This window comes from Streptomyces sp. NPDC050704, from assembly GCF_040654355.1.
GTDB lineage: Bacteria > Actinomycetota > Actinomycetes > Streptomycetales > Streptomycetaceae > Streptomyces.
In genome coordinates this window covers 91,655-115,665 of the sequence record NZ_JBFAHW010000005.1, presented here as the reverse complement: position 1 = coordinate 115,665, position 24,011 = coordinate 91,655, and the positions used below count along the sequence as shown (strand labels likewise).

General features: G+C 66.9%; 29 protein-coding genes. 23 read left to right on the top strand and 6 right to left on the bottom strand.

Annotated elements, in window-relative coordinates:
- The first annotated feature begins 59 nt into the window (after positions 1 to 59).
- The 20 genes from rplN (at position 60) to truA (ending at position 12,128) form a co-directional block, all read left to right on the top strand.
- On the top strand, positions 60 to 428 hold the full coding sequence (gene rplN / locus AB0I18_RS04180; protein WP_003992364.1) for a 50S ribosomal protein L14: 369 nt from the start codon (positions 60 to 62) through the stop codon (positions 426 to 428).
- Between the two features lie 2 nt (positions 429 to 430).
- Complete coding sequence (rplX, locus tag AB0I18_RS04175; protein WP_363103805.1) at positions 431 to 754, top strand: 50S ribosomal protein L24; 324 nt, start codon at positions 431 to 433, stop codon at positions 752 to 754.
- Complete coding sequence (rplE, locus tag AB0I18_RS04170; protein ID WP_363103804.1) at positions 754 to 1,311, top strand: 50S ribosomal protein L5; 558 nt, start codon at positions 754 to 756, stop codon at positions 1,309 to 1,311. Before rplX ends, rplE begins: the two co-directional genes overlap by 1 nt.
- Before the next feature lie 5 nt (positions 1,312 to 1,316).
- On the top strand, positions 1,317 to 1,502 hold the full coding sequence (locus tag AB0I18_RS04165; RefSeq protein WP_049567381.1) for a type Z 30S ribosomal protein S14: 186 nt from the start codon (positions 1,317 to 1,319) through the stop codon (positions 1,500 to 1,502).
- Between the two features lie 210 nt (positions 1,503 to 1,712).
- Entirely contained in the window at positions 1,713 to 2,111 is a 399-nt protein-coding gene (rpsH, locus tag AB0I18_RS04160; RefSeq protein ID WP_160506666.1) for a 30S ribosomal protein S8, read from the top strand.
- A 24-nt stretch (positions 2,112 to 2,135) separates the two neighbouring features.
- Complete coding sequence (gene rplF / locus AB0I18_RS04155) at positions 2,136 to 2,675, top strand: 50S ribosomal protein L6 (protein WP_363103803.1); 540 nt, start codon at positions 2,136 to 2,138, stop codon at positions 2,673 to 2,675.
- Between the two features lie 3 nt (positions 2,676 to 2,678).
- Complete coding sequence (gene rplR, locus AB0I18_RS04150; RefSeq protein WP_363103802.1) at positions 2,679 to 3,059, top strand: 50S ribosomal protein L18; 381 nt, start codon at positions 2,679 to 2,681, stop codon at positions 3,057 to 3,059.
- Between the two features lie 64 nt (positions 3,060 to 3,123).
- Positions 3,124 to 3,729, top strand: a complete 606-nt coding sequence (rpsE, locus tag AB0I18_RS04145; RefSeq protein WP_006376045.1) for a 30S ribosomal protein S5 — start codon at positions 3,124 to 3,126, stop codon at positions 3,727 to 3,729.
- The gene (rpmD, locus tag AB0I18_RS04140) at positions 3,729 to 3,911 is read left to right on the top strand and encodes a 50S ribosomal protein L30 (protein WP_363103801.1); all 183 of its coding nucleotides are present in this window, start codon (positions 3,729 to 3,731) and stop codon (positions 3,909 to 3,911) included. The genes rpsE and rpmD overlap by 1 nt, the downstream gene beginning before the upstream one ends.
- Before the next feature lie 2 nt (positions 3,912 to 3,913).
- Positions 3,914 to 4,369, top strand: a complete 456-nt coding sequence (rplO, locus tag AB0I18_RS04135) for a 50S ribosomal protein L15 (protein WP_363103800.1) — start codon at positions 3,914 to 3,916, stop codon at positions 4,367 to 4,369.
- A 248-nt stretch (positions 4,370 to 4,617) separates the two neighbouring features.
- The gene (gene secY, locus AB0I18_RS04130) at positions 4,618 to 5,934 is read left to right on the top strand and encodes a preprotein translocase subunit SecY (protein ID WP_363103799.1); all 1,317 of its coding nucleotides are present in this window, start codon (positions 4,618 to 4,620) and stop codon (positions 5,932 to 5,934) included.
- Positions 5,934 to 6,608, top strand: a complete 675-nt coding sequence (locus AB0I18_RS04125; RefSeq protein WP_363103798.1) for an adenylate kinase — start codon at positions 5,934 to 5,936, stop codon at positions 6,606 to 6,608. Before secY ends, AB0I18_RS04125 begins: the two co-directional genes overlap by 1 nt.
- Positions 6,609 to 6,708: 100 nt before the next feature.
- Positions 6,709 to 7,545 carry a type I methionyl aminopeptidase gene (map, locus tag AB0I18_RS04120; protein WP_363103797.1) on the top strand — a complete coding sequence of 279 codons (837 nt, stop codon included), beginning with the start codon at positions 6,709 to 6,711 and terminating at the stop codon, positions 7,543 to 7,545.
- Positions 7,546 to 7,801: 256 nt separating this feature from the next.
- Complete coding sequence (infA, locus tag AB0I18_RS04115; protein ID WP_003948620.1) at positions 7,802 to 8,023, top strand: translation initiation factor IF-1; 222 nt, start codon at positions 7,802 to 7,804, stop codon at positions 8,021 to 8,023.
- A 56-nt stretch (positions 8,024 to 8,079) separates the two neighbouring features.
- Positions 8,080 to 8,193: a 50S ribosomal protein L36 gene (gene rpmJ / locus AB0I18_RS04110; RefSeq protein ID WP_003998809.1), complete on the top strand. Its 114-nt coding sequence runs from the start codon at positions 8,080 to 8,082 to the stop codon at positions 8,191 to 8,193.
- Positions 8,194 to 8,438: 245 nt separating this feature from the next.
- Positions 8,439 to 8,819 carry a 30S ribosomal protein S13 gene (gene rpsM / locus AB0I18_RS04105; protein WP_363103796.1) on the top strand — a complete coding sequence of 127 codons (381 nt, stop codon included), beginning with the start codon at positions 8,439 to 8,441 and terminating at the stop codon, positions 8,817 to 8,819.
- Between the two features lie 65 nt (positions 8,820 to 8,884).
- Positions 8,885 to 9,289: a 30S ribosomal protein S11 gene (gene rpsK / locus AB0I18_RS04100; protein WP_003956432.1), complete on the top strand. Its 405-nt coding sequence runs from the start codon at positions 8,885 to 8,887 to the stop codon at positions 9,287 to 9,289.
- 140 nt (positions 9,290 to 9,429) lie between these two features.
- Positions 9,430 to 10,452 (top strand): DNA-directed RNA polymerase subunit alpha, encoded by a 1,023-nt coding sequence (locus tag AB0I18_RS04095; RefSeq protein WP_363103795.1) that lies wholly within the window; start codon positions 9,430 to 9,432, stop codon positions 10,450 to 10,452.
- A gap of 176 nt (positions 10,453 to 10,628) precedes the next feature.
- The gene (gene rplQ, locus AB0I18_RS04090; protein WP_363103794.1) at positions 10,629 to 11,159 is read left to right on the top strand and encodes a 50S ribosomal protein L17; all 531 of its coding nucleotides are present in this window, start codon (positions 10,629 to 10,631) and stop codon (positions 11,157 to 11,159) included.
- Between the two features lie 108 nt (positions 11,160 to 11,267).
- Positions 11,268 to 12,128: a tRNA pseudouridine(38-40) synthase TruA gene (truA, locus tag AB0I18_RS04085; protein ID WP_363103793.1), complete on the top strand. Its 861-nt coding sequence runs from the start codon at positions 11,268 to 11,270 to the stop codon at positions 12,126 to 12,128.
- Between the two features lie 63 nt (positions 12,129 to 12,191).
- On the opposite strand, the gene AB0I18_RS04080 is transcribed toward truA, so the two are convergent.
- The 6 genes from AB0I18_RS04080 to AB0I18_RS04055 form a co-directional block, all read right to left on the bottom strand.
- Positions 12,192 to 14,417, bottom strand: coding sequence for an acyltransferase family protein (locus AB0I18_RS04080; protein WP_363103792.1), 2,226 nt, complete (start codon positions 14,415 to 14,417; stop codon positions 12,192 to 12,194).
- Positions 14,395 to 15,540 carry an NDP-sugar synthase gene (locus AB0I18_RS04075; protein WP_363103791.1) on the bottom strand — a complete coding sequence of 382 codons (1,146 nt, stop codon included), beginning with the start codon at positions 15,538 to 15,540 and terminating at the stop codon, positions 14,395 to 14,397. Before AB0I18_RS04075 ends, AB0I18_RS04080 begins: the two co-directional genes overlap by 23 nt.
- 58 nt (positions 15,541 to 15,598) lie before the next feature.
- The gene (locus tag AB0I18_RS04070) at positions 15,599 to 16,828 is read right to left on the bottom strand and encodes a hypothetical protein (RefSeq protein ID WP_363103790.1); all 1,230 of its coding nucleotides are present in this window, start codon (positions 16,826 to 16,828) and stop codon (positions 15,599 to 15,601) included.
- Positions 16,829 to 16,846: 18 nt separating this feature from the next.
- Positions 16,847 to 18,298, bottom strand: coding sequence for a glycosyltransferase family 2 protein (locus tag AB0I18_RS04065; protein WP_363103789.1), 1,452 nt, complete (start codon positions 18,296 to 18,298; stop codon positions 16,847 to 16,849).
- Positions 18,299 to 18,589: 291 nt separating this feature from the next.
- Positions 18,590 to 19,975, bottom strand: a complete 1,386-nt coding sequence (locus tag AB0I18_RS04060) for a glycosyl hydrolase (RefSeq protein ID WP_363103788.1) — start codon at positions 19,973 to 19,975, stop codon at positions 18,590 to 18,592.
- A gap of 131 nt (positions 19,976 to 20,106) precedes the next feature.
- A complete protein-coding gene (locus AB0I18_RS04055) occupies positions 20,107 to 20,979 on the bottom strand; it encodes a hypothetical protein (protein WP_363103787.1) in 873 nt (290 codons plus the stop codon).
- 433 nt (positions 20,980 to 21,412) lie between these two features.
- Here AB0I18_RS04055 and rplM point away from each other — a divergent pair, with 433 nt between their 5' ends.
- The 3 genes from rplM to glmM all read left to right on the top strand — a co-directional run bounded on the left by rplM (position 21,413) and on the right by glmM (position 23,978).
- Positions 21,413 to 21,856, top strand: coding sequence for a 50S ribosomal protein L13 (rplM, locus tag AB0I18_RS04050; RefSeq protein WP_363103786.1), 444 nt, complete (start codon positions 21,413 to 21,415; stop codon positions 21,854 to 21,856).
- Between the two features lie 41 nt (positions 21,857 to 21,897).
- Positions 21,898 to 22,431, top strand: coding sequence for a 30S ribosomal protein S9 (gene rpsI, locus AB0I18_RS04045; RefSeq protein WP_363103785.1), 534 nt, complete (start codon positions 21,898 to 21,900; stop codon positions 22,429 to 22,431).
- Between the two features lie 188 nt (positions 22,432 to 22,619).
- Positions 22,620 to 23,978, top strand: coding sequence for a phosphoglucosamine mutase (glmM, locus tag AB0I18_RS04040; RefSeq protein ID WP_363103784.1), 1,359 nt, complete (start codon positions 22,620 to 22,622; stop codon positions 23,976 to 23,978).
- Positions 23,979 to 24,011 lie beyond the last annotated feature (33 nt).

Below are 24,011 nucleotides of genomic sequence, written 5' to 3'. Positions count from 1 at the left end.
CGGGGCCGCCGTAAAGGTCGGCCCCGCCCCGGGAACCGGCAGACAATCAGGAGATAGACGTGATCCAGCAGGAGTCGCGACTGCGTGTCGCCGACAACACTGGTGCGAAGGAGATCCTTTGCATCCGTGTGCTCGGCGGCTCCGGTCGCCGCTACGCGGGCATCGGTGACGTCATCGTCGCCACCGTCAAGGACGCGATCCCCGGTGGCAACGTGAAGAAGGGTGACGTCATCAAGGCGGTCATCGTTCGCACCGTCAAGGAGCGCCGCCGTCCCGACGGCTCGTACATCCGCTTCGACGAGAACGCCGCCGTCATTCTGAAGAACGACGGCGACCCTCGCGGCACCCGTATCTTCGGCCCGGTCGGCCGTGAGCTGCGCGAGAAGAAGTTCATGAAGATCATCTCGCTCGCGCCGGAGGTGCTGTAAGCATGAAGATCAAGAAGGGCGACCTGGTCCAGGTCATCACCGGTAAGGACAAGGGCAAGCAGGGCAAGGTCATTGCCGCTTACCCGCGCGACGAGCGCGTCCTGGTCGAGGGTGTCAACCGGGTCAAGAAGCACACGAAGGCAGCCCCGACCGCTCGCGGTTCGCAGGCCGGTGGCATCGTCACGACCGAGGCGCCCGTCCACGTCTCCAACGTCCAGCTGGTCGTGGAGAAGGACGGCAACAAGGTCGTCACGCGCGTCGGTTACCGCTTCGACGACGAGGGCAACAAGGTTCGCGTTGCCAAGCGGACGGGTGAGGACATCTGATGGCTACCACCACGATTCCGCGTCTCAAGACGAAGTACCGCGAGGAGATCGCGGCCAAGCTGCAGGAAGAGTTCTCGTACGAGAACGTCATGCAGACCCCCGGCCTGGTCAAGATCGTGGTCAACATGGGTGTCGGCGACGCCGCCCGTGACTCGAAGCTCATGGACGGTGCCGTCCGTGACCTGACCACCATCACCGGTCAGAAGCCGGCCATCACCAAGGCCCGGAAGTCCATCGCGCAGTTCAAGCTGCGCGAGGGTCAGCCGATCGGTGCCCACGTCACGCTCCGTGGCGACCGCATGTGGGAGTTCCTGGACCGCACCCTGTCGCTCGCGCTGCCGCGCATCCGCGACTTCCGTGGTCTGTCTCCCAAGCAGTTCGACGGCCGTGGCAACTACACCTTCGGTCTCACCGAGCAGGTCATGTTCCACGAGATCGACCAGGACAAGATCGACCGCGTCCGGGGTATGGACATCACCGTGGTCACCACGGCGACCAACGACGCTGAGGGCCGCGCGCTCCTTCGTCACCTCGGCTTCCCCTTCAAGGAGGCGTAACCGAGATGGCGAAGAAGGCTCTGATTGCCAAGGCTGCTCGTAAGCCCAAGTTCGCTGTGCGTGGCTACACCCGTTGCCAGCGCTGCGGCCGTCCGCACTCCGTGTACCGCAAGTTCGGCCTCTGCCGCGTGTGCCTTCGTGAGATGGCTCACCGTGGCGAGCTGCCGGGCGTGACCAAGAGCTCCTGGTAATCCCCTACTTCGGGATTCCGGAAGCTCTCGGTAAGTAAAGGGTCCGGTCAGGTGCCCTGCTCTCCATGGCTTAGGCTAGGAGGGTTGGGCGCCTGACGCCCGTACGACTTACTACGCCGTAGGTCCCCGCACCGCACCCGTCCCGCCACTGAGTGGGGAGAGGGATGGCGCATACAGGAAACCCCGGCGAGAGAGGCCGAAGGCCAATTCATGACCATGACTGATCCGATCGCGGACATGCTTACGCGTCTGCGTAACGCGAACTCGGCGTACCACGACTCCGTGGCTATGCCGCACAGCAAGATCAAGTCGCACATCGCGGAGATCCTCCAGCAGGAGGGCTTCATCACGGGCTGGAAGACCGAGGACGCCGAGGTCGGCAAGAACCTCGTCCTCGAGCTGAAGTTCGGCCCGAACCGTGAGCGCTCCATCGCGGGCATCAAGCGGATCTCCAAGCCCGGTCTCCGGGTGTACGCAAAGTCCACCAACCTGCCCAAGGTGCTGGGCGGCCTCGGCGTGGCGATCATCTCCACGTCGCACGGTCTCCTCACTGGACAGCAGGCCGGCAAGAAGGGCGTAGGCGGAGAAGTTCTCGCCTACGTCTGGTAGCGGAAGGGAACGGAGGAAACAGCTATGTCGCGTATTGGCAAGCTCCCCATCACGGTTCCCGCCGGCGTGGACGTCACCATCGACGGCCGTACGGTCCAGGTGAAGGGCCCCAAGGGCGCCCTCTCCCACACCATTGCGGCACCGATCGAGATCGCTAAGGGCGAGGACGGCATTCTCAATGTCACCCGCCCGAACGACGAGCGTCAGAACAAGGCCCTGCACGGCCTGTCCCGCACGCTGGTGGCGAACATGATCACCGGCGTGACCACGGGTTACGTGAAGAAGCTCGAAATCAGCGGTGTCGGTTACCGAGTCCTGGCGAAGGGTTCCAACCTGGAGTTCTCGCTCGGCTACAGCCACTCGATCACGGTCGAGGCGCCCGAGGGCATCTCGTTCAAGGTCGAGAACCCGACCCACTTCTCTGTCGAGGGAATCGACAAGCAGAAGGTCGGCGAGGTTGCGGCCAACATCCGCAAGCTGCGCAAGCCCGACCCGTACAAGGCCAAGGGTGTCAAGTACGAGGGCGAAGTCATCCGCCGCAAGGTCGGAAAGGCGGGTAAGTAAGCCATGGCATACGGTACGAAGATCGCTAAGGGCGACGCTTACAAGCGTGCTGCCATCAAGCGGCGCCACATCCGGATCCGTAAGAAGGTCTCCGGAACGGCCGAGCGTCCCCGCCTGGTCGTGACGCGCTCGAACCGCCACATCGTGGCCCAGGTCATCGACGACATCAAGGGTCACACCCTGGCGTCGGCGTCGACCCTGGACACGTCCATCCGTGGCGAGGGCGAGAAGTCCGCGCAGGCCGGCAAGGTCGGCGCCCTGGTCGCCGAGCGCGCCAAGGCCGCGGGCGTCGAGGCTGTCGTATTCGACCGTGGTGGTAACCAGTACGCCGGGCGCATCGCCGCCCTGGCGGACGCCGCCCGCGAAGCCGGACTCAAGTTCTGAGTCGCCCGTCGCGCAGCGCCTGTTTGATGCTGCGTAGCTAGCGGAAAAAGAGAGAGGTAATCCAATGGCTGGACCCCAGCGCCGCGGAAGCGGTGCCGGTGGCGGCGAGCGGCGGGACCGGAAGGGCCGTGACGGCGGCGCTGCTGCCGCCGAGAAGACCGCGTACGTTGAGCGCGTTGTCGCGATCAACCGCGTCGCCAAGGTTGTGAAGGGTGGTCGTCGCTTCAGCTTCACTGCGCTCGTCGTAGTGGGCGATGGCGATGGCACCGTCGGTGTCGGTTACGGCAAGGCCAAGGAGGTGCCGGCCGCGATCGCCAAGGGTGTTGAAGAGGCCAAGAAGCACTTCTTCAAGGTCCCCCGTATCCAGGGCACCATCCCGCACCCGATCACGGGCGAGAAGGCCGCGGGCGTCGTCCTGCTCAAGCCTGCTTCCCCCGGTACCGGCGTTATCGCCGGTGGTCCGGTGCGTGCTGTCCTGGAGTGCGCCGGCGTTCACGACATCCTGTCGAAGTCGCTCGGCTCGTCCAACGCGATCAACATCGTGCACGCGACCGTGGCGGCCCTCAAGGGCCTGCAGCGTCCCGAGGAGATCGCGGCCCGCCGCGGTCTGCCCCTCGAGGACGTCGCCCCCGCGGCTCTGCTTCGTGCACGTGCGGGAGCGGGTGCGTAATGGCTCGCCTCAAGGTCACGCAGACGAAGTCGTACATCGGCAGCAAGCAGAACCACCGTGACACCCTGCGCTCGCTTGGTCTGAAGAGGATCAACGACGTGGTCGTCAAGGAGGACCGCCCCGAGTTCCGCGGAATGGTGCACACCGTCCGCCACCTCGTGACGGTTGAGGAGGTCGACTGATCATGGCGGAGAACAAGCCGCTCAAGATCCACAACCTCCGTCCCGCCCCGGGCGCCAAGACCGCCAAGACCCGTGTGGGTCGTGGTGAGGCGTCGAAGGGTAAGACGGCTGGTCGTGGTACCAAGGGCACGAAGGCGCGTTACCAGGTTCCGGAGCGCTTCGAGGGTGGCCAGATGCCCCTCCACATGCGTCTCCCGAAGCTCAAGGGCTTCCGGAACCCGTTCAAGACCGAGTACCAGGTCGTGAACCTCGACAAGCTGGGCGCGCTGTACCCGGAGGGTGGCGAGGTCACCGTCGAGGGGCTCGTCGCCAAGGGTGCCGTTCGCAAGAACAGCCTCGTCAAGGTCCTCGGCCAGGGCGAGATCTCCGTGGCGCTGCAGGTGACGGTCGACGCCGTCTCCGGCTCCGCCAAGGAGAAGATCTCCGCCGCCGGCGGTACCGTCACCGAGCTCGTCTGAATTCAGCAGGCGTCTCGATGACTTGAGCGATCCCGACCGGGGATGCCCCACAAAAGGGGCATCCCCGGTTGGTCGTTCCTAGGGAAGCGGTGTCGCCGGTAAGGTGGCCTGCGCTGCTGATTTTCGCCCGGTGTGTCACCAGGGAACTCCGGGCGCCCTCTGACTGTTAGTTAGCTGTCCGTTACTTATTCGTCGAACCTCAAGACCGTCACCTCTGACGCAGTTGCGCGGGGGTCGCAGGAGGCACCGTGCTCACCGCGTTCGCCCGGGCGTTCAAGACGCCCGACCTGCGCAAGAAGCTGCTCTTCACGCTCGGCATCATCGTGGTCTATCGGGTGGGTACACACATCCCGATCCCAGGTGTCGACTACACGAACGTCCAGGCCTGTATCGACCAGGCGAGCAACGGAAACCAGGGTCTGTTCGGCCTGGTGAACATGTTCAGTGGTGGCGCGCTGCTGCAGATCACGATCTTCGCCCTCGGCATCATGCCGTACATCACGGCGAGCATCATCCTGCAGCTGCTGACTGTGGTGATCCCCCGTCTGGAGGCCCTCAAGAAAGAGGGCCAGGCCGGTACGGCGAAGATCACGCAGTACACCCGTTACCTGACGGTGGCGCTGGCCGTGCTGCAGGGCACCGGCCTCGTGGCCACCGCCCGCAGCGGTGCGCTGTTCCAGGGCTGCACGGTCGGCGGGCAGATCGTGCCCGACCAGTCGATCTTCGTCACCCTGACGATGGTCGTCACCATGACCGCCGGTACGGCCGCCGTCATGTGGCTCGGTGAGCTCATCACCGACCGCGGCATCGGCAACGGCATGTCGATCCTGATGTTCATCTCGATCGCCGCCACGTTCCCGTCGGCTCTGTGGTCCATCAAGGTGCAGGGTGACCTCGCGGACGGCTGGATCGAGTTCGGCACCGTGATCGCGGTCGGTCTGTTCATGGTCGGCCTGGTGGTCTTCGTCGAGCAGGCTCAGCGCCGCATTCCGGTCCAGTACGCGAAGCGGATGATCGGCCGCCGTTCCTACGGCGGCACGTCGACGTACATTCCGCTGAAGGTCAACCAGGCGGGCATCATCCCTGTGATCTTTGCCTCGTCACTGCTCTACATCCCTGCGCTGATCGCGCAGTTCGCCGGTGGATCCTCCGGCTGGAAGACCTGGATCGAGCAGAACCTGGCGGACACGGCCGCGCCGCCGCACATCATCCTCTACTTCTTCCTGATCGTTTTCTTCGCGTTCTTCTACGTGGCGATCTCGTTCAACCCCGAGGAAGTCGCGGACAACATGAAGAAGTATGGTGGCTTCATCCCGGGCATCCGGGCTGGCCGGCCCACCGCTGAGTACCTGGGATACGTACTCAACCGGATCACCTGGCCGGGTTCGCTGTACTTGGGTCTGATCGCTCTTGTGCCGACGATGGCGTTGGCCGGCTTCGGCGCCAACCAGAACTTCCCGTTCGGTGGCACCAGCATCCTGATCATCGTGGGTGTCGGTCTGGAGACGGTGAAGCAGATCGAGAGCCAGCTCCAGCAGCGCAATTACGAAGGGTTCCTCCGCTGATGCGTATCGTCCTCGTCGGGCCGCCCGGTGCGGGCAAGGGAACGCAGGCCGCGTTCCTCGCCCAGAACCTGTCGATCCCGCACATCTCCACGGGCGACCTCTTCCGTGCGAACATCAGCCAGCAGACGGAACTGGGCAAGGTTGCCAAGTCCTACATCGTCGACGGCAATCTTGTTCCGGACGAGGTCACCATCGGGATGGCCAAGGACCGCATGGAGCAGCCCGACGCCGAGAACGGTTTTCTGCTCGACGGCTTCCCGCGCAACGTCTCGCAGGCCGAGGCGCTGGACGAGATGCTGAAGTCCGAGAGCATGAAGCTGGACGCCGTGCTGGACCTTGAGGTCCCGGAGGACGAGGTCGTCAAGCGCATCGCCGGACGCCGTGTCTGCCGCAACGACTCGGCGCACGTCTTCCACGTGACGTACAGCCCGCCGAAGAAGGAAGGCGTCTGCGACGTCTGCGGCGGCGAGCTGTACCAGCGTGGCGACGACTCCGAGGGCACGGTTCGCAAGCGCCTTGAGGTCTACCACACCCAGACCGAGCCGATCATCGACTACTACAAGGCCCAGGGCCTCGTGGTGACGATCTCGGCGCTCGGCAAGGTGGACGACGTCACGAAGCGGGCGATGGACGCGCTCAAGCGTGAGGACGAGGACGAAAACGGCGACAAGTAGTCGTCGTGCAGCGTCGGCCGCGGTGCCCCTGACGGGTGCCGCGGCCGTACTGTTGTGTACGTAACCGAGCAGGCAGAGAAGACGGAGAGCGCGGGCCCTCATGGTGCAGATCAAGACCCCCGAGCAGATCGCCAAGATGCGTGAGGCGGGCCTGGTCGTCGCCGCCATCCACCGGGCAACGAGGGAAGCGGCGGTCCCGGGAGCCACGACCAAGGACCTGGACGAGGTCGCCCGGAAGGTGCTGGCCGAACACGGGGCCAAGTCGAACTTCCTCGGGTACGGCGGCTTTCCGGCGACGATCTGTACGTCGGCGAACGAGGTCGTCGTGCACGGCATCCCGTCCGACGACGTCGTCCTCAAGGACGGCGACATCATCTCCATCGACGCGGGCGCGATCGTGGACGGCTGGCACGGTGACGCGGCCTACACGGCCTTCGTCGGCTCCGGGCACTCGCCGGAGCTCGTCGAGCTCTCCCGGGTGACCGAGGAGTCGATGTGGGCGGGCATCGCGGCGATGAAGCTCGGCAACCGGCTCGTCGATGTCTCGCGGGCCATCGAGACGTACATCCGGCGGCAGCCGAAGCCCGGTGGCGGCAAGTACGGGATCGTCGAGGACTACGGCGGTCACGGCATCGGTACCGAGATGCACATGGACCCGCATCTGCTGAACTACGTGGAGCGGCGGCGGGGCAAGGGGCCGAAGCTGGTGCCCGGCTTCTGCCTGGCCATCGAGCCGATGGTGTCCCTGGGCACGCCCAGGACCGAGGTGCTCTCGGACGACTGGACGGTCATCACGACGGACGGTACGTGGTCGTCCCACTGGGAGCACTCTGTCGCGCTGACCGAGGAGGGGCCGCTTGTGCTGACGGCTCCTGACGGCGGTAAGGCGAAGCTCGCGGAGCATGGGGTTACTGCGGCGCCTGATCCCTTGAGTTGAGTTCGCCTTCGGGGGAGCGGGGTTCTGTTGGGTGGCGGCTGCGGGTTGTTCGTGGCTGGTCGCGCAGTTCCTCGCGCCCCTAAAGGGGCCCGTCTGCGGGTGTCGGTCCGGTTAAGGATCTCCGTGGTGGGGCATTCTTCCTCGATTCGTCTTTCCGAGGGCCCTGGCGTAGACTGACTCGTCGGCTCTCGTGCATCCGCATGTCTGTATGCGGTCGTACGGAGTCGATCAAGGTAGTCGATTCGAAGGGCGAAGCGTGGCCAAGAAGCAAGGTGCCATCGAGATCGAAGGCACTGTCGTCGAGTCTCTCCCGAACGCCATGTTCAAGGTGGAGCTCCAGAACGGCCACCAGGTCCTGGCACACATCAGCGGCAAGATGCGTATGCACTACATCCGCATCCTCCCTGACGACCGGGTCGTGGTGGAGCTGTCTCCGTACGACCTGACGCGTGGCCGGATCGTCTACCGGTACAAGTAGATCTTGCCTGTGCCCCGTTCGCGGGGTGGTGGCCCTGACCCGGAGAACCTCACCTAATGAAGGTCAAGCCGAGCGTCAAGAAGATCTGCGACAAGTGCAGGGTGATCCGCCGTCACGGCCGGGTCATGGTCATCTGCGAAAACCCGCGCCACAAGCAGCGCCAGGGCTGACGCACGACCGACCTTCTGCATCCGCAGGTACTTCGCGCGACGCAAGCAGTACATGTTCATACGCAGAGCCCGGACCCGAGTGTTCAGATCAGCGATCTGATCGTTATCGGTTCCGATACCCCCGGTCGGAGGCCGGGGACCCGTGTCGTACCGAATCTTCGGCTGTATCTCTGTACAGCGTGAAGAGGACGGCGGGCGGGAGCCGGTTCTGCGGAAGACCTCCGAACGACAACTGGAGCCATTGAATGGCACGCGTTTCCGGTGTTGACATCCCGCGCGAGAAGCGTGTGGAGGTCGCCCTGACTTATGTGTTCGGCATCGGCCGGACCCTCTCGCAGAAGACGCTGGCTGACACCGGCGTCAACCCGAACACCCGCGTTCGTGACCTCTCCGAGGAAGAGCTGGTCAAGATCCGCGAGTACGTGGACAACAACTTCAAGACCGAGGGTGACCTTCGTCGCGAGGTTCAGGCCGACATCCGCCGCAAGGTCGAGATCGGCTGCTACCAGGGTCTGCGCCACCGCCGTGGCCTGCCCGTCCACGGTCAGCGCACCAGCACGAACGCTCGTACCCGCAAGGGCCCGCGTCGCGCGATCGCCGGCAAGAAGAAGCCGGGCAAGAAGTAGTCCTCAGCCGGACGCTTATCAGCGGTCTTCGCTGTAGGACCGACCACCTCCCGTAGGAGTTATAGATGCCCCCCAAGGGTCGTCAGGGCGCTGCCAAGAAGGTGCGCCGCAAGGAAAAGAAGAACGTCGCTCACGGGCACGCGCACATCAAGAGCACGTTCAACAACACCATCGTCTCGATCACGGACCCCTCGGGCAACGTGATCTCCTGGGCCTCCGCCGGCCACGTCGGCTTCAAGGGCTCGCGCAAGTCCACCCCCTTCGCCGCGCAGATGGCCGCCGAGTCGGCCGCCCGCCGCGCGCAGGAGCACGGCATGCGCAAGGTCGACGTCTTCGTGAAGGGCCCGGGCTCGGGTCGCGAGACGGCCATCCGTTCGCTTCAGGCGACCGGTCTCGAGGTCGGCTCCATCCAGGACGTCACCCCCACCCCGCACAACGGCTGCCGTCCGCCCAAGCGCCGCCGCGTCTGAGGCTCGGTTGTCTTGAGGATTCGGGCGGTACGGCTCTTCGGCCGTGCCGCCCGTACCCTTGCAGTATCCGCGTGGTAAAACGCGCGGTCCCGTCGGGCGTCAAATAGCGGGCGTCCACGAGTGAAGGATCTGATCCACACATGCTGATCGCTCAGCGTCCCTCGTTGACCGAAGAGGTCGTCGACGAATTCCGCTCCCGGTTCGTGATCGAGCCGCTGGAGCCGGGCTTCGGCTATACCCTCGGTAACTCTCTGCGTCGTACCCTCCTGTCGTCGATCCCCGGTGCCGCTGTCACGAGCATCCGGATCGACGGTGTCCTGCACGAGTTCACCACCGTGCCGGGCGTCAAGGAGGACGTCACCGACCTGATCCTCAACATCAAGCAGCTGGTCGTCTCCTCGGAGCACGACGAGCCTGTCGTGATGTACCTGCGCAAGCAGGGCCCGGGTCTGGTCACCGCCGCCGACATCGCGCCCCCGGCCGGTGTCGAGGTGCACAACCCCGACCTCGTCCTCGCCACGCTCAACGGCAAGGGCAAGCTGGAGATGGAGCTGACCGTCGAGCGCGGTCGCGGTTACGTCTCCGCCGTCCAGAACAAGCAGGTCGGTCAGGAGATCGGGCGCATCCCGGTCGACTCGATCTACTCGCCGGTTCTGAAGGTCACGTACAAGGTCGAGGCGACTCGTGTCGAGCAGCGCACCGACTTCGACAAGCTGATCGTCGATGTCGAGACCAAGCAGGCCATGCGTCCCCGTGACGCCATGGCGTCGGCCGGTAAGACCCTGGTCGAGCTGTTCGGTCTGGCGCGTGAGCTCAACATCGACGCCGAGGGCATCGACATGGGTCCGTCCCCGACGGACGCCGCCCTCGCCGCTGATCTCGCCCTGCCGATCGAGGAGCTCGAGCTCACCGTTCGGTCGTACAACTGCCTCAAGCGTGAGGGCATCCACTCCGTGGGTGAGCTCGTCGCCCGCTCCGAGGCCGACCTGCTCGACATTCGTAACTTCGGTGCGAAGTCGATCGACGAGGTCAAGGCGAAGCTGGTCGGGATGGGTCTGTCCCTGAAGGACAGCCCGCCCGGATTCGACCCGACGGCCGCCGCGGACGCCTTTGGCGCCGATGATGACGCGGACGCCGGCTTTGTGGAGACCGAGCAGTACTAAGGGCTCCGCGAGGACCGTTTTTGGGTGCGGGTGCGCTGTGGCTTGTCGCGCAGTTCCCCGCGCCCCTTCCGGACTCGCCCCTTCGGGGCTTGTCCGGATCTTCGACGGGCGATCGCCCGCTCGGACACTGACCTCGGTACCTGATACGGCCGGGGCAGACACCAAGGAGAAAGACCATGCCGAAGCCCGCCAAGGGTGCCCGTCTGGGCGGTAGTGCCGCGCACGAGAAGATGCTGCTCGCGAACCTCGCGAAGTCGCTCTTCGAGCACGGCCGTATCACCACGACGGAGGCTAAGGCCCGTCGCCTGCGTCCGTACGCTGAGCGTCTGGTCACCAAGGCGAAGAAGGGTGACCTTCACAACCGCCGCCAGGTGCTCCAGGTCATCACCGACAAGAGCATCGTGCACACGCTCTTCACGGAGATCGGCCCGCGCTACGAGAACCGCCCGGGTGGCTACACCCGTATCACCAAGATCGGTAACCGCCGGGGCGACAACGCGCCCATGGCTGTCATCGAGCTGGTGGAGGCCCTGACCGTGGCCCAGGAGGCCACCGGTGAGGCCGAGGCGGCCACCCAGCGTGCCGTCAAGGAAGACGCCTTCAAGAAGGACGCTCCGGTCGCGACCGAGGCTGCCGAAGAGGTCGTCGAGGACGCCAAGCCGGCCGACGAGGCCGCTGCCGAGGAGTCCGGAACCAAGGACGCCTGAGGCTCTGCCTGGCTGTGAGCGGGTCCGTCCCTTCGGGGGCGGGCCCGCTTTCGCGTTCGTCGGAGAAGAGCCGGCTCGCAGAAGAGCCGGCACTGAGAGGATCTGTGTGTGAGTGACGAGGCGGAGCCCGGGTTCGTGCGGGTGCGGTTGGATCTGTCGTACGACGGGAGCGAGTTCTCCGGGTGGGCCAAGCAGGCCGCGGGGCGCCGGACCGTACAGGGGGAGATCGAGGACGCGCTGCGTACGGTGACGCGGTCGCGGGAGGTCACGTACGAGCTGACCGTGGCCGGGCGGACCGACGCCGGCGTACACGCGCGGGGGCAGGTGGCGCATGTCGATCTGCCCGAGGAGCTGTGGGCAGAGCACCGCGAGAAGCTGCTCCAGCGGCTTGCCGGGCGGCTGCCCAAGGATGTGCGGGTGTGGTCCGTCAAGGAGGCGCCGAGCGGGTTCAACGCACGGTTCTCCGCGGTCTGGCGGCGGTACGCCTATCGCGTCACCGACAATCCCGGCGGTGTTGATCCGCTGTTGCGCAGCCACGTCCTCTGGCACGACTGGCCGCTCGACGTCGACGCCATGAACGAGGCCGCGGGTGCGCTGCTCGGCGAGCACGACTTCGCGGCCTACTGCAAGAAGAGGGAGGGCGCCACGACGATTCGTACGCTCCAGGAGCTGCGTCTGGAGCGTGCGGCCGACGGGGTCATCACGGCCACCGTCCGGGCCGATGCCTTCTGCCACAACATGGTGCGGTCGCTGATCGGGGCGTTGCTGTTCGTGGGGGACGGGCATCGGGGGGCGGACTGGCCGGGCAAGGTGCTGGCCGCCGGTGTGCGGGACTCCGCCGTGCATGTGGTGCGGCCGCACGGGCTGACGCTGGAGGAGGTCGGGTATCCGGCCGACGAGTTGCTGGCGGCGCGTAACAAGGAGGCGCGGAACCGGCGGTCGTTGCCGGGGGCGTCCGGGTGCTGCTGAGCGGGGTGGGGCGCCGAGAGGGCTGCCGAGCGCCCCGGTAACGGAGGCCGGCAGCCCTCCTGGTCACTTCTCGAGGGCCGAGGCCAGCGACTTCTCCAGCCAGGGGGTGACATAGCCCATGCCGACCTGGGTGAGGTGCACGCCGTCGCCGTCCGGGTAGAGCCGCTTGCCCTTGGCGTTGTACTGCGTGCACTCGCTGTTGGGGCAGAGATAGGCGTCGAGGTCCACCAGGGAGACCTGGGCCGGCGCCGACTTCACATAGGTGTCGATCACCTTGTTGAAGCAGGTGCCCCACTTCTCGATGATCGCGCCGTTCGACTCGCGCTCGTTCATCAGAAGGATCTTCGCCTCCGGGGCCTCCTTCCGGACGAGTGAGACGGCTGAGTCCAGCTGCTTCAGATAACGCGTGCGGTACGCGGCGTCGCAGGATGTCAGCCACTTGCCGTTGACGCGCTGTTCGGCGGCGTCCCAGCCCAGGTGCAGCAGGACGGCGTCCGGCCCGGCGTTGTCCATCTCGTCCGACCAGTACGTCTTCCAGTCGAGGCAGGCGTCCCAGTTCTTGAGGACCTTGCCGACGCGGTCTCGTACCGCTTCGGGCGACATGACGCCGCAACCGCCCTGCCCGCCGTCGATCACGGCGTAGTCGTCACCGTGCTGTCCGAGTGCCGTCGCGAAGTCCTCCGCCATCGAGTCGCCCAGGGTGAGCACGAGCGGCTTGCCGTCCGGGCGCATCGAGTCCGCGATGTAGGTGGGCAGGTAGTAGGAGCCGAAGCCGATGGCCAGGGATGTGGCCGTGAAGAGGGGGATCGCCCGGACAGGGCGCCAGTCACGTACCCGGTACTGCTCAATCGAGTAATGCATGATCATCGATAGCAGCCAGGTGAGGCCGGTGCCCAGCAGGAACAGGGCGTACGGCTTCATATCCGGGTAGGCCATCAGCAGGAGCCAGTACACCGGAAGGTGCAGCAGGTACATGCTGTACGAGATCTGGCCGATCTCCATCAAGGGCTTCAGCCGAAGGAGCTTGGCCAGCGGTCCGCGGTCCGTGCTGAGACAGGCGGCCGTCAGCGCGATCAGGAAGGCGACGATCGCGAGGCCGCCCTTGTAGAGCCAGGGGTCGTGGTACGTGCTCACCTTGACGCTGTAATAGACGACCGCGGCCAGGGAGACGATCGCGGTCATCGACGCGAGGTGGTATCCGAAGCCGCCCCCGGAGTCCCGCCCCTTCGTGTGGGCCCGACGCTGCACCAGGTACACCACGAACGCGGCAGCAGCGCCCGCCATGAAGGCCACGGCACGCGTGTGTGTCGCCAGGTACAGGTAGTCGGTGTCGCCGTTGCCGCGCCGCCACAGCAGCGGGGCGACGAGTGCCGAGGCGCCGAAGAGCAGCACTGTGACCACGGCGACCGGCAGGATGCGGCGCCGGAAGAGCGCGAAGGCCACGATGAGAACCAGCGGCCACACCACGTAGAACTGCTCGGTGATGCTCAGCGACCACATGGCGGAGAGTGGCTGGATGGCACCGAAGTGGTCCCAGTACGCGTCACCGCGGGCGATCTGTGCCCAGTTGCCGACCTGGAAGAGCGCGCCGAGAGCCTGGTCGGAGACCGCGCGGGCCTCCTTGAGGGGGCTGGTGAGGTACGCGATCCCCACCACCAGGGCCAAAGCGATCATGAGGCCGGGCAGCAGCCGCTTGAAGCGACGGCGGTAGAAGCGGCCGATGCGGATGCGGCCGGTGCGCTCCACCTCGCGGATGAGTACGAGCGTGGTGAGGAAGCCGGAGAGGACGAAGAAGGCATCCACGCCGAACAGGCCGTTGCTGAACCAGTTGGTGTGGTACAGCAGCACGGACAGGATGGCGATGCCGCGCAGTCCGTCGACCGCTTCGAAGCGGGACCGCATGGGCTTCGGCTCGGACTCGGCCTCCGGCTCGGGTTCCGACTTGCGGCGCCTGGCTGCGCGCCCGGGTTCAGGTGCGAGTTCCGGTTCCGGTTCCGGTTCGTACGGAACCTCGTCGTAGGTCTGCGGCTGCCGCGGGACCTGACCCTGGTACTGCGGGGCGCTCTCACGACCGTACTGCGGCGGCGCATCCGCGTACTGCTGCGGTGCCTGACCCGGGTACTGCCGGGGTGCTTCGCCGACGTACTGATGGGGAATCTCCGGGGGCCGGTACTCCCGCGGGTACTGCTGCGGTGCCACGGGGGGCTCCTGCTCGTGCTGCTGCCCATAGGGCTCCGGCTGCCCGGGGTCGTAGGGGCCCGGGTAGTCAGTGGGCGGCTGACGATGCATGGGGTACTCCAGAGAAGGCGACGCTCTGCTCGGCGCAGGGCGCGGGGGAGGCCGAGGTCCGTACGCTGTGGGCGGGCAGCACGGCCCCGCAGGCGATGCGCAGGCCCGGCGAAAGTTCGTTGCCCGCGCCGATGCGGGCGCCGTCGCCGACGACGGCCGCGTCGAGGGAGGATTCCTCGCCGATCTGGGCGTGCCGGCCCACGACGGAGGCGTGCACGCTGACGCGGGCGGCGACCTTGGCGCCCGGCAGTACCACGCTGCCCTCGATGACGGCACCCTCGGCGATCTCGGCGCCGGCACCCACCACGGTGCCGCCGCTGAGCACGGCGCTCGGGTGGACCCGGGCGCCGGGCAGCACGAGGGCTTCCCCGGTCGGGCCCGGCAGCGCGGGGGAGGCGACAATGCCGCGTACGAGGTCGGCGGAACCCTGGACGAAGGCGGCGGGCGTGCCGAGGTCGAGCCAGTAGCTGTCGTCGACCACACCTTGTACGAACGCGTTGGAGGAGAGCAGCTCGGGGAACGTCTCGCGCTCCACCGACACCACCCGGTCCGCCGGGATGCGGTCGATCACGGAGCGGGTGAAGACGTAGCAGCCCGCGTTGATCTGGTCGGTGACGATCTCCTCGGGTGTCTGCGGCTTCTCCAGAAACGCCACGACGCGACCGGAGGTGTCGGTCGGGACCAGGCCGAAGGCCCGGGGGTCGGCGACCGTCTTCAGGTGCAGGGTGACGTCCGCGCCTGAGGCCCGGTGATTGCTCAGCAAGGCGGCGATGTCCAGGCCGGAGAGGATGTCGCCGTTGAAGACGAGCACCGGCTCGTCGGGGGCGCAGCGCAGCCGCTCGGCCGCGTTGCGGATGGCTCCGCCGGTGCCGAGGGCGACCTCCTCGGTGACGTACTCCAGTTCAAGGCCGAAGCCGGCGCCGTCGCCGAACTCCGCCTCGAAGAGCTCCGCCAGGTATGAGGTGGCGAAGACGATCCGGGTGACCCCCGCGGCCGCCGCGCGCGCCAGTTGGTGCGCGAGGAACGGCACCCCGGCCACCGGCAGCAGCGGCTTGGGGGTGTGGCTGGTCAGGGGCCGCAGCCGGGTGCCCTGACCGCCGACGAGAAGGATCGCTTCAGTCATGTGGTGTCCGCCTTGGGTCGCGGGGACGAGGGATGAGTGGCGTGGGGGGATCGCTCCATTACTCGGTGGCCGCCTTGCCGGGGCCTGCGTAGTTGGAGGTGAAACAGGACTTGATGGCCTTCTCGGACTTGGGGCGTCCGGCGAAGTCGAGACGGGAGGCCGTCTTGTCATCGGGTGGGGTGGCGGGGTCGTCCTCGAAGTAGATCGACCACCAGTAGACGCCGCCCATCCTGCGTTCCTGGACGACCTTGCAGACCGCGGTGTACCAGGTGGCCTGGACCTGCGGATTGACGGCCCGCTTGGTGTAGAAGTCGCCGGGGGCGTGGTACGCGCCGTCCATGGCACCGATTCCCGCCTCGGCGAGGGTGATCTTGGGGAGGTCGGCGGTCGTCTTCCTGTCCAGCCAGTCGTTCCAGCCGTCGACCAGGGTGTCGACGGAAGCGTCGTCCGGCACCTTGATGGGGAAGTAGGCGTCCACTCCCAGGTGGTTGACCGGCATGTTGATGCGGTCGGCGACGTACTTGTCCCAGTTGGCGTCGTAGGCGACCTGGCCCGAGTAGAGCTTCTCGGCCTTGGAGACCAGGGAGGTCCAGCCGGCGTCGCCCTCCATGGAGTTGAGCTCGGTGCCGACCACGAAGGTGGTGGCCCGTTCTTCCTCGGCGACTTCGAGGTACGGGGTGAGGAACTTCAGGTACGAGGTGAACCAGGCCGAGCGGGAGGCGGGTTCGATGTTGCCGCGCCAGCCGTCCGGCGGGTTCAGGGAGGCCTCGTCCATGATCGGCCGGATCGTCGTGCGGAATCCGGCGTCCTTGAACACCTTCAGCACCTTCGTCACGCGTGCGGCGGAGGGCGTTTTGGGACCTGACTTGATCGTGTTGGACGTACGGCCACCGGTGTAGAAGGGGAAGGAGAGAGACACCGAGTTGGCGTGCAGGCCGGTGAGGTACTTCGCGTGCTTGCGCGCCTGGTTCACGATGAACGTGTCGGACTGCTTCTTGTCCTCCTCCCAATAGACCTGCACTCCCCACTCGGGCATGCCCGGCTTCCACTTCTCGGCCACCTTGATGGTGCCGCCGGAGGAGGGGGCGGAGGATCCGGGGGTCGTTGAGTCGTCACCTGGGGAGGAGGGGGTGGTGCCTGACTCCGACTCGTCCAGGACGATCTTCGGCAGGACGGAGCCGGACTCCCAGCGCACCGGCTGGTTGCCGACGAACAGCGGGGTACCCACCACCACGGTGAGGACGGTCAGGGGAAAGACGGTGAGCAGGGGCAGTCGCGAACGCTTCATCAGATGGGCTTCCTGCGGTCAGGCGGGCTTGGCGATCACGACGAACTTGTTCTCCTCGCGCCGGACGAACTTCAGGAAGCCCTTGAAGCCACCGAGTCCTTCCAGGACGGAGAAGACGGGAATGAGGGAGATCACGACGATCGGCTCCCACCACTTGCGTCGTCCGTTGGCCGAGGCGATGGCGTTGAGGCGCAGCCCTTCCCAGTAGGTCCAGATGACGTAGGCGAAGTTGAGGGCCCACAGGATGACGACGGACTGGGTGGCGGGCGAGGTGTTCAGGTCGCCGACGAGGAGTCCGATGCACAGGATCGCGACGATGTGCTGGATCGGTCCGAGGATCCAGGTGGCCACGCAGATCGAGAGGAACCACCGGTAGCGCAGAGGGATGGTGCGGTTGAAGCAGAGGGCCACCAGGCCCCAGGCCCAGCGGTCGCGCTGCTTCACGAAGTCTTTGGTGGTGGCGGGGGAGGCTCCGTAGCAGCGGCCGTTGAACCAGTCGCTGCGCCCCGGGTAGCGGCGGCAGAAGGTGAGCGCGAGCTGGGCGTCCTCGACGATGGCCTTGGGGCCGAAGTCCCAGCCGATGGTGGCCTCGATGGACGCGCGTAGCACCAGCAGCTCACCGTGCACGCCGGCGGCCGGAGTGCCCATGCCGGTGAGTGCCCGGAAGCGCGCGATGTCGTCGGCGGGGCGCACGGCGTCGGCGAGCCAGGTGAAGAGGTTGACCGCGTTCTCGCGGGGGTACGTGAGGATGCCCTGGGCCATGTGCTTGGCCTCTTCGGGGCGGGCACGGCGCTGGCGGTTGATGAACTGGGCGAGTGAGGCCGCCGTGTCGGGGCCGACTCCGGTGTCGTCGTCCATGTGCAGCACCCAGACGTGGTCGAGAGCCTCGCCCTCCTCGATCCGCAGCTCGTGCGCGTAGTTGTTGGCGCGGGCCTTGAACCGGGTGCCGTTGGCGGTGGCGTACGCCTTGGGGGTGGCCACGACCCGGATGAGCGGGTTTGTGGCGGCGAGCCGCTCAATGGTCTCCGTCGCCTCGCAGCCCTCCTCGGTGAGAACGTCGACGCGCATGTGCGGGAAGTACTCCGGGAGGTGCTCGACGTAGGACAGCACCGAGCGTTCCAGGGCCGGGTAGGTGTCATGCCGTCCGATTGTCGGCACGAGGACGATGAGAAAGTCTTGGTCGGCCGGGGCCGGCGGGATCATCCGGTGGCTGCGTCGCTCGCGGCGGCGGATGAGCCAGGCGCCCTGGATGCCCACCATCACGCCGACCACCGGGAGTGACCAGACGACGGTGAGGGCCCAGGTCATCGGCGAGGAGCTGGGGCGGTAGGACCAGAGCCCGAAGGCGAGCAGTAGGCCGAAGGGCAGCAGGAAGGGCAGGATGCCCGGCTTCCAGGCAGCTGTACGTTTGGCCAGCTTCGCGTTGTGCCGGGAGTGTGAGGCCCCCCCGTCGACCATTGTCGATGCCATTCGGCTACAGGCTCTTCCGTGAGATCGGCGGCGCCGAGGGGCACCGCACGCACGGAAGCTGGGAAACGCGACATGATGCCGCGACGTTCGTCGCGACATGATGCCGCGACGAACGGCTGTCCCCACCCCGGGCCTTGCGAAAATGCCTCTCGACGTCTTCTTCGGCGTCACGGCCAGCTCAGATGCCCCCCCGGGCTTCTTTACCCCCGGCCGTACAAGTAGACGAATCGTGCCACGGCTGTGAGCGCTAACAAACAGTTGTGAGCAAGTTGTGTTGGAAAAGTAACCGCGTCAGGTCTTGTTCAGTGATCGCCAGTCAAATCCCGACATGCTGTCGCCTCCACCCGTGATGACCTGCGGAGAGGCGTATGTCCGCTGCACGTCGGCACCCGTGTTCTTGGCGCGCGGCGACGAGATGTTGTCGTGCGTAAGTGATTGACCCCACACCGTCCACAGGACCCAGGGCGTCGCCGAAAGTGTTCGTTTTTGTTGTGAATTGAGAGGTACGTGGAAGGACTCGGCCATGATGCGAGGCTTCCCGTACCGCTCCAGGCCGCGGTACCAGACCTCGGTCCAGGTCTCGCCGCGGAACGGGCGGGACGGGGTGTCGCTGTAGTCGTCGACGCCCACGATGTCGACGTACCGGCCGCCCGGGTAGTGGTCACCGGGTTCCCTGCCGAAGGTGCCGTCCCAGGAGTTGGGTGACCACACGAAGATCAGGTTGTGCAGGCCGCGGCTGCCCACGAGGTAGTCGTACGTGATCCGCCAGAGCTTCCGGTACGCCGCGGGGTCCTGCCCCGCCCACCAGAACCCCTTGCCCGGGACCGTGTTCATCTCGTGGTACGGCCGCAGCAGGACCGGTACCCCGAGGTCGGCGAGGTACTGGAGGTGGTCGGCGAGATAGCCGAGGTCGTGCAGCAGGTCCTTGTGCTCGGCGCTGCCCTGGGTGACCACCCGGGTGAACCAGTCCGGGTCGGCGGCGCCCGGCGAGTTGCGGTGCAGCGTCTGCTCGAAGCCCTTCACGGCGCTGCCCGGGTACGGCTGGTGGAAGGAGAACCCGACGATGCCCGCCGGGGCGCCTCCGTTGTGCGGCAGACTCACCCGGGTGCCGGACGCGCAGTCCTGGTAGGTCCCGGAGGGGTGGTACGAGCCGTCCTCCTCGCGCGGCAGGCCCGCCCACACGCCGACCGCGAGATCCACCGCGTTGTCGGCGTAGCCCCAGGCTGCGCGGCAACTCGGCCAGGAGGCGCGGGAGTACGAGCGCGGCTCGCCCACCGCCCAGCCCTCCTGCCCGTAGCCGGGGCCGAGGTCCACCTCGACGAAGCCGGGCAGCTTGCCGGTGATGTCGCGGGCCTTGCGGTAGTAGTAGCCGGGCTGCTTGGTGCCCCGGTAGTCGCCGTACTCCGGGTTGTACCGCTCGTTCTGCAGCTCGATGTGCTGGCCGATCACCGTGCGGGTCGGCTTACCGCGGCGCGCGTCGTTCTCCAGGCCGGCCAGCATCGCGTAGACCCGGCGCGCGGCGGGTGTCGCCTCCGGGTCGCGCGCCGCCAGCTCGGTGGGAACGGGGCGGGGCTTGCGCTCGGCGGACTCGGGCCAGGCCGCCCAGGCCGCCAGCGGGGCGAGCAGCGCGGTGGAGATTCCTGCCCCGATGAGCCGGACACGCCCTCGCATACGCATGGTCGCCGTTCCCCCTCCGACGGGATGTGTACTGATTCTGCCCGGTTTCACGGTGTCGGAGCGGAGTCGGTGCTGCCGGTGGCCGCAGGCGCGTTGCTGGTGGGGCGCTGGTCGGGCGCTGGTGGGGCGTGTTACTGGTTGGCCTCCGCCGAGGCCTGGGCCTCGCCGCGGCGGCGGATCTGCCGGAAGGTGAACTCGGCCAGATCGTCGCCGGTGGTGAAGACCGCGGTGTCCTTCTGGGTCACGTCCTTGCCGCCGGTGAAACCGGCGACCGTGAAGTAGGCGTAGCGGCCGTACGAGTTGGTGGTCGAGCGGCAGATCGCGGAACTGCAGAAGTCGGGGACGCCGGAGCCGGCGAGGGACTGCACGACGCTCTGCTTGTCCGCGTCGTTCTTCGCCTTGAGCGCCTTGGCCTCGGTGTCGAAGACGGCCACGCCGACCGTCACCGCGATGCCGTCCTTGGAGTACGTGACGCGCATCAGCCGGGTGCAGTCGTTCTTGGTGAGGATCGGGCCGAGTGTGCCCTGGGCGGCGGTCGCGCACCTCTTGGTGGACGCCAGCTCGCCCTTCTTGTAGACGGTCTCACCCATCGTGAGGCGCGTACCCGGGAAGAGCAGGTCCGGGGCGAGCGGTGCCGTGTCCTTCGTGGCGCTGGATATGAACTCCTTCGGGTCCAGCGGCGGCGGCGCCGAGGTCTCCGCGAAGGACGGGCCCGTACCGGCGGGGTCCGAGGGGATGTCGGCGGTGGCGGGCAGCTCGGAGGAAGGCCTGTTCGCGGCCTGCTCGCTGCCGCCGTCCGCCGAGACCACGGCCACGGCGACGGCCGCGCCCACCGCGATCGTGGCGAGCGCGCCACCGCCGACCAGCAGCCATCTGCGGCGCCGGTTGCGCGCCTGGGACGCCTCGGCGAGCGCCGCCCAGTCGGGGGTCTGACTGCCCCACTGCGGCGGCTGAGAACCCGATCCCCCGGAACCCCACTGGGGTCCCCCCTGCCCAAAGCTCATGGGGCGCATCTTAGACGGGACAAGGGGTGTGCTGGTCTGTCTCTCCACTCACTCAAACCTCTTGCGTGACCTGAGTGAATACGGCCAAAGGCGGGCATCTCCGGGTGGTTGGTGCGAGCGGCGTCCCGGTATGTGCGGTGACGAGGCGCACGTGGGCGGGCCTCGTCTGCCCGGTCGGCGTTACCCTGAAACCCGGCGGGCGCCCGTGGGCGACGCCGCGTTTTGACCCGTACGGGCCAGCAAAGGTATTCTTGCGGTTCGTTATGTGTATTGGCTTGCCCATTCTCACGTGGGGGGCCCTTACACCGGTCCACCGGGGCCGATGACCAGCGACCCACACGGTATGCGTCACCGATGTGCGGTCAGGGCTGTCGTGATCGTCCGTGGTGGCCTTGTCAGGACCCAACCACTGAAGAAGCGAAGGCTACGAACCGTGCGTACGTACAGCCCCAAGCCCGGCGACATCACTCGCCAGTGGCACGTCATCGACGCTCAGGACGTCGTCCTGGGTCGTCTGGCGACCACCGCCGCGACCCTCCTCCGGGGCAAGCACAAGCCGATCTACGCCCCGCACGTCGATGCTGGTGACTTCGTCGTCATCATCAACGCGGACAAGGTCCACCTGTCCGGCAACAAGCGGACCCAGAAGATGGCCTACCGCCACTCCGGCTACCCGGGTGGCCTGCGCTCCGTCCGCTACGACGAGCTGCTGGCCAAGAACCCCGAGAAGGCCGTCGAGAAGGCCATCAAGGGCATGCTCCCCAAGAACACCCTCGGCCGTCAGATGCTCTCGAAGCTGAAGGTGTACGCGGGCGAGAACCACCCGCACGCCGCGCAGCAGCCGGTCGCGTACGAGATCACCCAGGTCGCGCAGTAGTTCCGGCCACACCTAAGACGAAAAGAAATCTGAGGAGAATCGTGGCCGAGACCACCGTTGAGCAGCCGGTCGAAGAGACTGAGACCGAGCTTGTCGACATCGAGCAGTACACCACCGAGTCCGAGGCTCCGGCCGAGGGCCAGTTCAGCGCCGAGGGCGAAGAGCTCGCGGGCCGCTTCGGCGACCCGCAGCCGGCCGCCGGCCTGGGCCGTCGCAAGAACGCCATCGCCCGCGTCCGGATCGTCCCGGGCTCCGGCAAGTGGAAGATCAACGGTCGCACCCTTGAGGACTACTTCCCCAACAAGGTGCACCAGCAGGAAGTCAACGAGCCCTTCAAGGTGCTCGAGCTCGACGACCGCTACGACGTTGTGGCCCGCATCTCGGGTGGCGGCGTCTCCGGTCAGGCCGGTGCCCTGCGCCTCGGCGTGGCCCGCGCCCTGAACGAGGCCGACGTGGACAACAACCGCGGCGCCCTCAAGAAGGCCGGCTTCCTCAAGCGCGACGACCGTGCGGTCGAGCGCAAGAAGGCCGGTCTCAAGAAGGCCCGTAAGGCCCCGCAGTACAGCAAGCGCTAAATATCGCTCGTTGTTTTGCACGAAACGCCCCGGCGGCACGTTCTGTGCCGCCGGGGCGTTCGTTTAACCACAGTCTTGGGTCATGGCCGGACCCTGACCGGCTGAGCCGCACATCCTGCAGTAGCCGCAGTAAGTCTGAGCAAGTGCAGTAAGCCTGAGCAAGTTCTGAATAAGTTCGGAGGACACCAGTGGGACGACTCTTCGGGACGGACGGCGTACGTGGTGTCGCCAACGCGGATCTGACGGCCGAGCTCGCGCTCGGACTCTCCGTGGCGGCGGCACACGTACTGGCCGAGGCGGGCACCTTCGAGGGCCACCGGCCGACGGCGGTGGTCGGCCGGGACCCGCGCGCGTCCGGGGAGTTCCTGGAGGCCGCCGTGGTCGCCGGTCTCGCCAGCGCCGGCGTGGACGTCGTACAGGTCGGTGTACTGCCGACTCCCGCGGTGGCGTATCTGAGCAGTGAACTGGGCGCCGACTTCGGGGTGATGCTCTCGGCCAGCCACAACGCCATGCCCGACAACGGCATCAAGTTCTTCGCCCGCGGCGGCCACAAGCTCGCCGACGACATCGAGCACCGGATCGAGGCCGTCTACGAGGAGCACCGCACCGGCGCTCCCTGGGACCGGCCCACCGGCTCGGGCGTCGGACGCGTACGGACGTACGCGGAGGGAGCCGAGCGATACGTCGCCCATCTCATCGCGGCACTTCCGAACCGTCTGGACGGTTTGAAGATCGTTCTCGACGAGGCGCACGGCGCGGCCGCCCTGGTCTCGCCCGAGGCGTTCGCGAGCGCCGGCGCCGAGATCGTCACCATCGGCGCCGAGCCCGACGGCCTCAACATCAACGACGGCTGCGGCTCCACCCACCTGGGCCTGCTGCGGGCCGCCGTCGTCGAGCACGGCGCCGACCTCGGCATCGCGCACGACGGTGACGCCGACCGCTGCCTCGCGGTGGACCACACGGGCGCGGAGGTCGACGGGGACCAGATCCTGGCCGTGCTCGCCCTCGCGATGCGGGAGCGGTCCGCGCTGCGCTCGGACACCGTTGTCGCGACGGTCATGTCCAACCTGGGCTTCAAGCTGGCCATGGAGCGCGAGGGGCTCTCCATCATCCAGACCGCGGTCGGCGACCGCTATGTCCTGGAGGAGATGAAGGAGCACGGCTACACGCTCGGCGGCGAGCAGTCCGGGCACGTGATCATCTCGGACCACGCGACGACGGGGGACGGCACGCTGACCGGGCTGTTGCTCGCGGCGCGGGTCGCCCAGACCGGGCGTACGTTGCGGGAGTTGGCGTCCGTGATGGAGCGGTTGCCGCAGGTGCTCATCAATGTGCCGGACGTCGATCGGTCGCGGGTGGGTACGTCTGCGGAGCTGGCTTCCGCGGTTGGCGATGCCGAGCGGGAACTCGGGGTGACCGGGCGGGTGTTGTTGCGGCCTTCCGGGACCGAGCCGTTGGTGCGGGTGATGGTTGAGGCGGCGGATATTGATCAGGCTCAGTCTGTGGCTGGGCGGTTGGCGGATGTGGTGAAGTCGACGCTGGGGTAGGGCGCGGCTCCGGGTAGGGGGTGGGGGTGCTGT

Bases quoted from the DNA above. Each gene is read 5' to 3' on its own strand.
- rplX (WP_363103805.1), top strand. From the start codon at position 431: ATGAAGATCAAGAAGGGCGACCTGGTCCAGGTCATCACCGGTAAGGAC.
- AB0I18_RS04095 (WP_363103795.1), top strand. From the start codon at position 9,430: ATGCTGATCGCTCAGCGTCCCTCGTTGACCGAAGAGGTCGTCGACGAA.
- AB0I18_RS04055 (WP_363103787.1), bottom strand. From the start codon at position 20,979: ATGAGCTTTGGGCAGGGGGGACCCCAGTGGGGTTCCGGGGGATCGGGT.
- rpsK (WP_003956432.1), top strand. From the start codon at position 8,885: ATGCCCCCCAAGGGTCGTCAGGGCGCTGCCAAGAAGGTGCGCCGCAAG.
- rplO (WP_363103800.1), top strand. From the start codon at position 3,914: ATGGCGGAGAACAAGCCGCTCAAGATCCACAACCTCCGTCCCGCCCCG.
- AB0I18_RS04065 (WP_363103789.1), bottom strand. From the start codon at position 18,298: ATGGCATCGACAATGGTCGACGGGGGGGCCTCACACTCCCGGCACAAC.
- rpsM (WP_363103796.1), top strand. From the start codon at position 8,439: ATGGCACGCGTTTCCGGTGTTGACATCCCGCGCGAGAAGCGTGTGGAG.
- AB0I18_RS04080 (WP_363103792.1), bottom strand. From the start codon at position 14,417: ATGCATCGTCAGCCGCCCACTGACTACCCGGGCCCCTACGACCCCGGG.
- AB0I18_RS04060 (WP_363103788.1), bottom strand. From the start codon at position 19,975: ATGCGTATGCGAGGGCGTGTCCGGCTCATCGGGGCAGGAATCTCCACC.
- rpsE (WP_006376045.1), top strand. From the start codon at position 3,124: ATGGCTGGACCCCAGCGCCGCGGAAGCGGTGCCGGTGGCGGCGAGCGG.
- AB0I18_RS04070 (WP_363103790.1), bottom strand. From the start codon at position 16,828: ATGAAGCGTTCGCGACTGCCCCTGCTCACCGTCTTTCCCCTGACCGTC.
- rpmD (WP_363103801.1), top strand. From the start codon at position 3,729: ATGGCTCGCCTCAAGGTCACGCAGACGAAGTCGTACATCGGCAGCAAG.
- rpmJ (WP_003998809.1), top strand. From the start codon at position 8,080: ATGAAGGTCAAGCCGAGCGTCAAGAAGATCTGCGACAAGTGCAGGGTG.
- rplF (WP_363103803.1), top strand. From the start codon at position 2,136: ATGTCGCGTATTGGCAAGCTCCCCATCACGGTTCCCGCCGGCGTGGAC.
- rplQ (WP_363103794.1), top strand. From the start codon at position 10,629: ATGCCGAAGCCCGCCAAGGGTGCCCGTCTGGGCGGTAGTGCCGCGCAC.
- rplR (WP_363103802.1), top strand. From the start codon at position 2,679: ATGGCATACGGTACGAAGATCGCTAAGGGCGACGCTTACAAGCGTGCT.
- rplE (WP_363103804.1), top strand. From the start codon at position 754: ATGGCTACCACCACGATTCCGCGTCTCAAGACGAAGTACCGCGAGGAG.
- AB0I18_RS04165 (WP_049567381.1), top strand. From the start codon at position 1,317: ATGGCGAAGAAGGCTCTGATTGCCAAGGCTGCTCGTAAGCCCAAGTTC.
- rpsH (WP_160506666.1), top strand. From the start codon at position 1,713: ATGACCATGACTGATCCGATCGCGGACATGCTTACGCGTCTGCGTAAC.
- AB0I18_RS04125 (WP_363103798.1), top strand. From the start codon at position 5,934: ATGCGTATCGTCCTCGTCGGGCCGCCCGGTGCGGGCAAGGGAACGCAG.
- map (WP_363103797.1), top strand. From the start codon at position 6,709: ATGGTGCAGATCAAGACCCCCGAGCAGATCGCCAAGATGCGTGAGGCG.
- AB0I18_RS04075 (WP_363103791.1), bottom strand. From the start codon at position 15,540: ATGACTGAAGCGATCCTTCTCGTCGGCGGTCAGGGCACCCGGCTGCGG.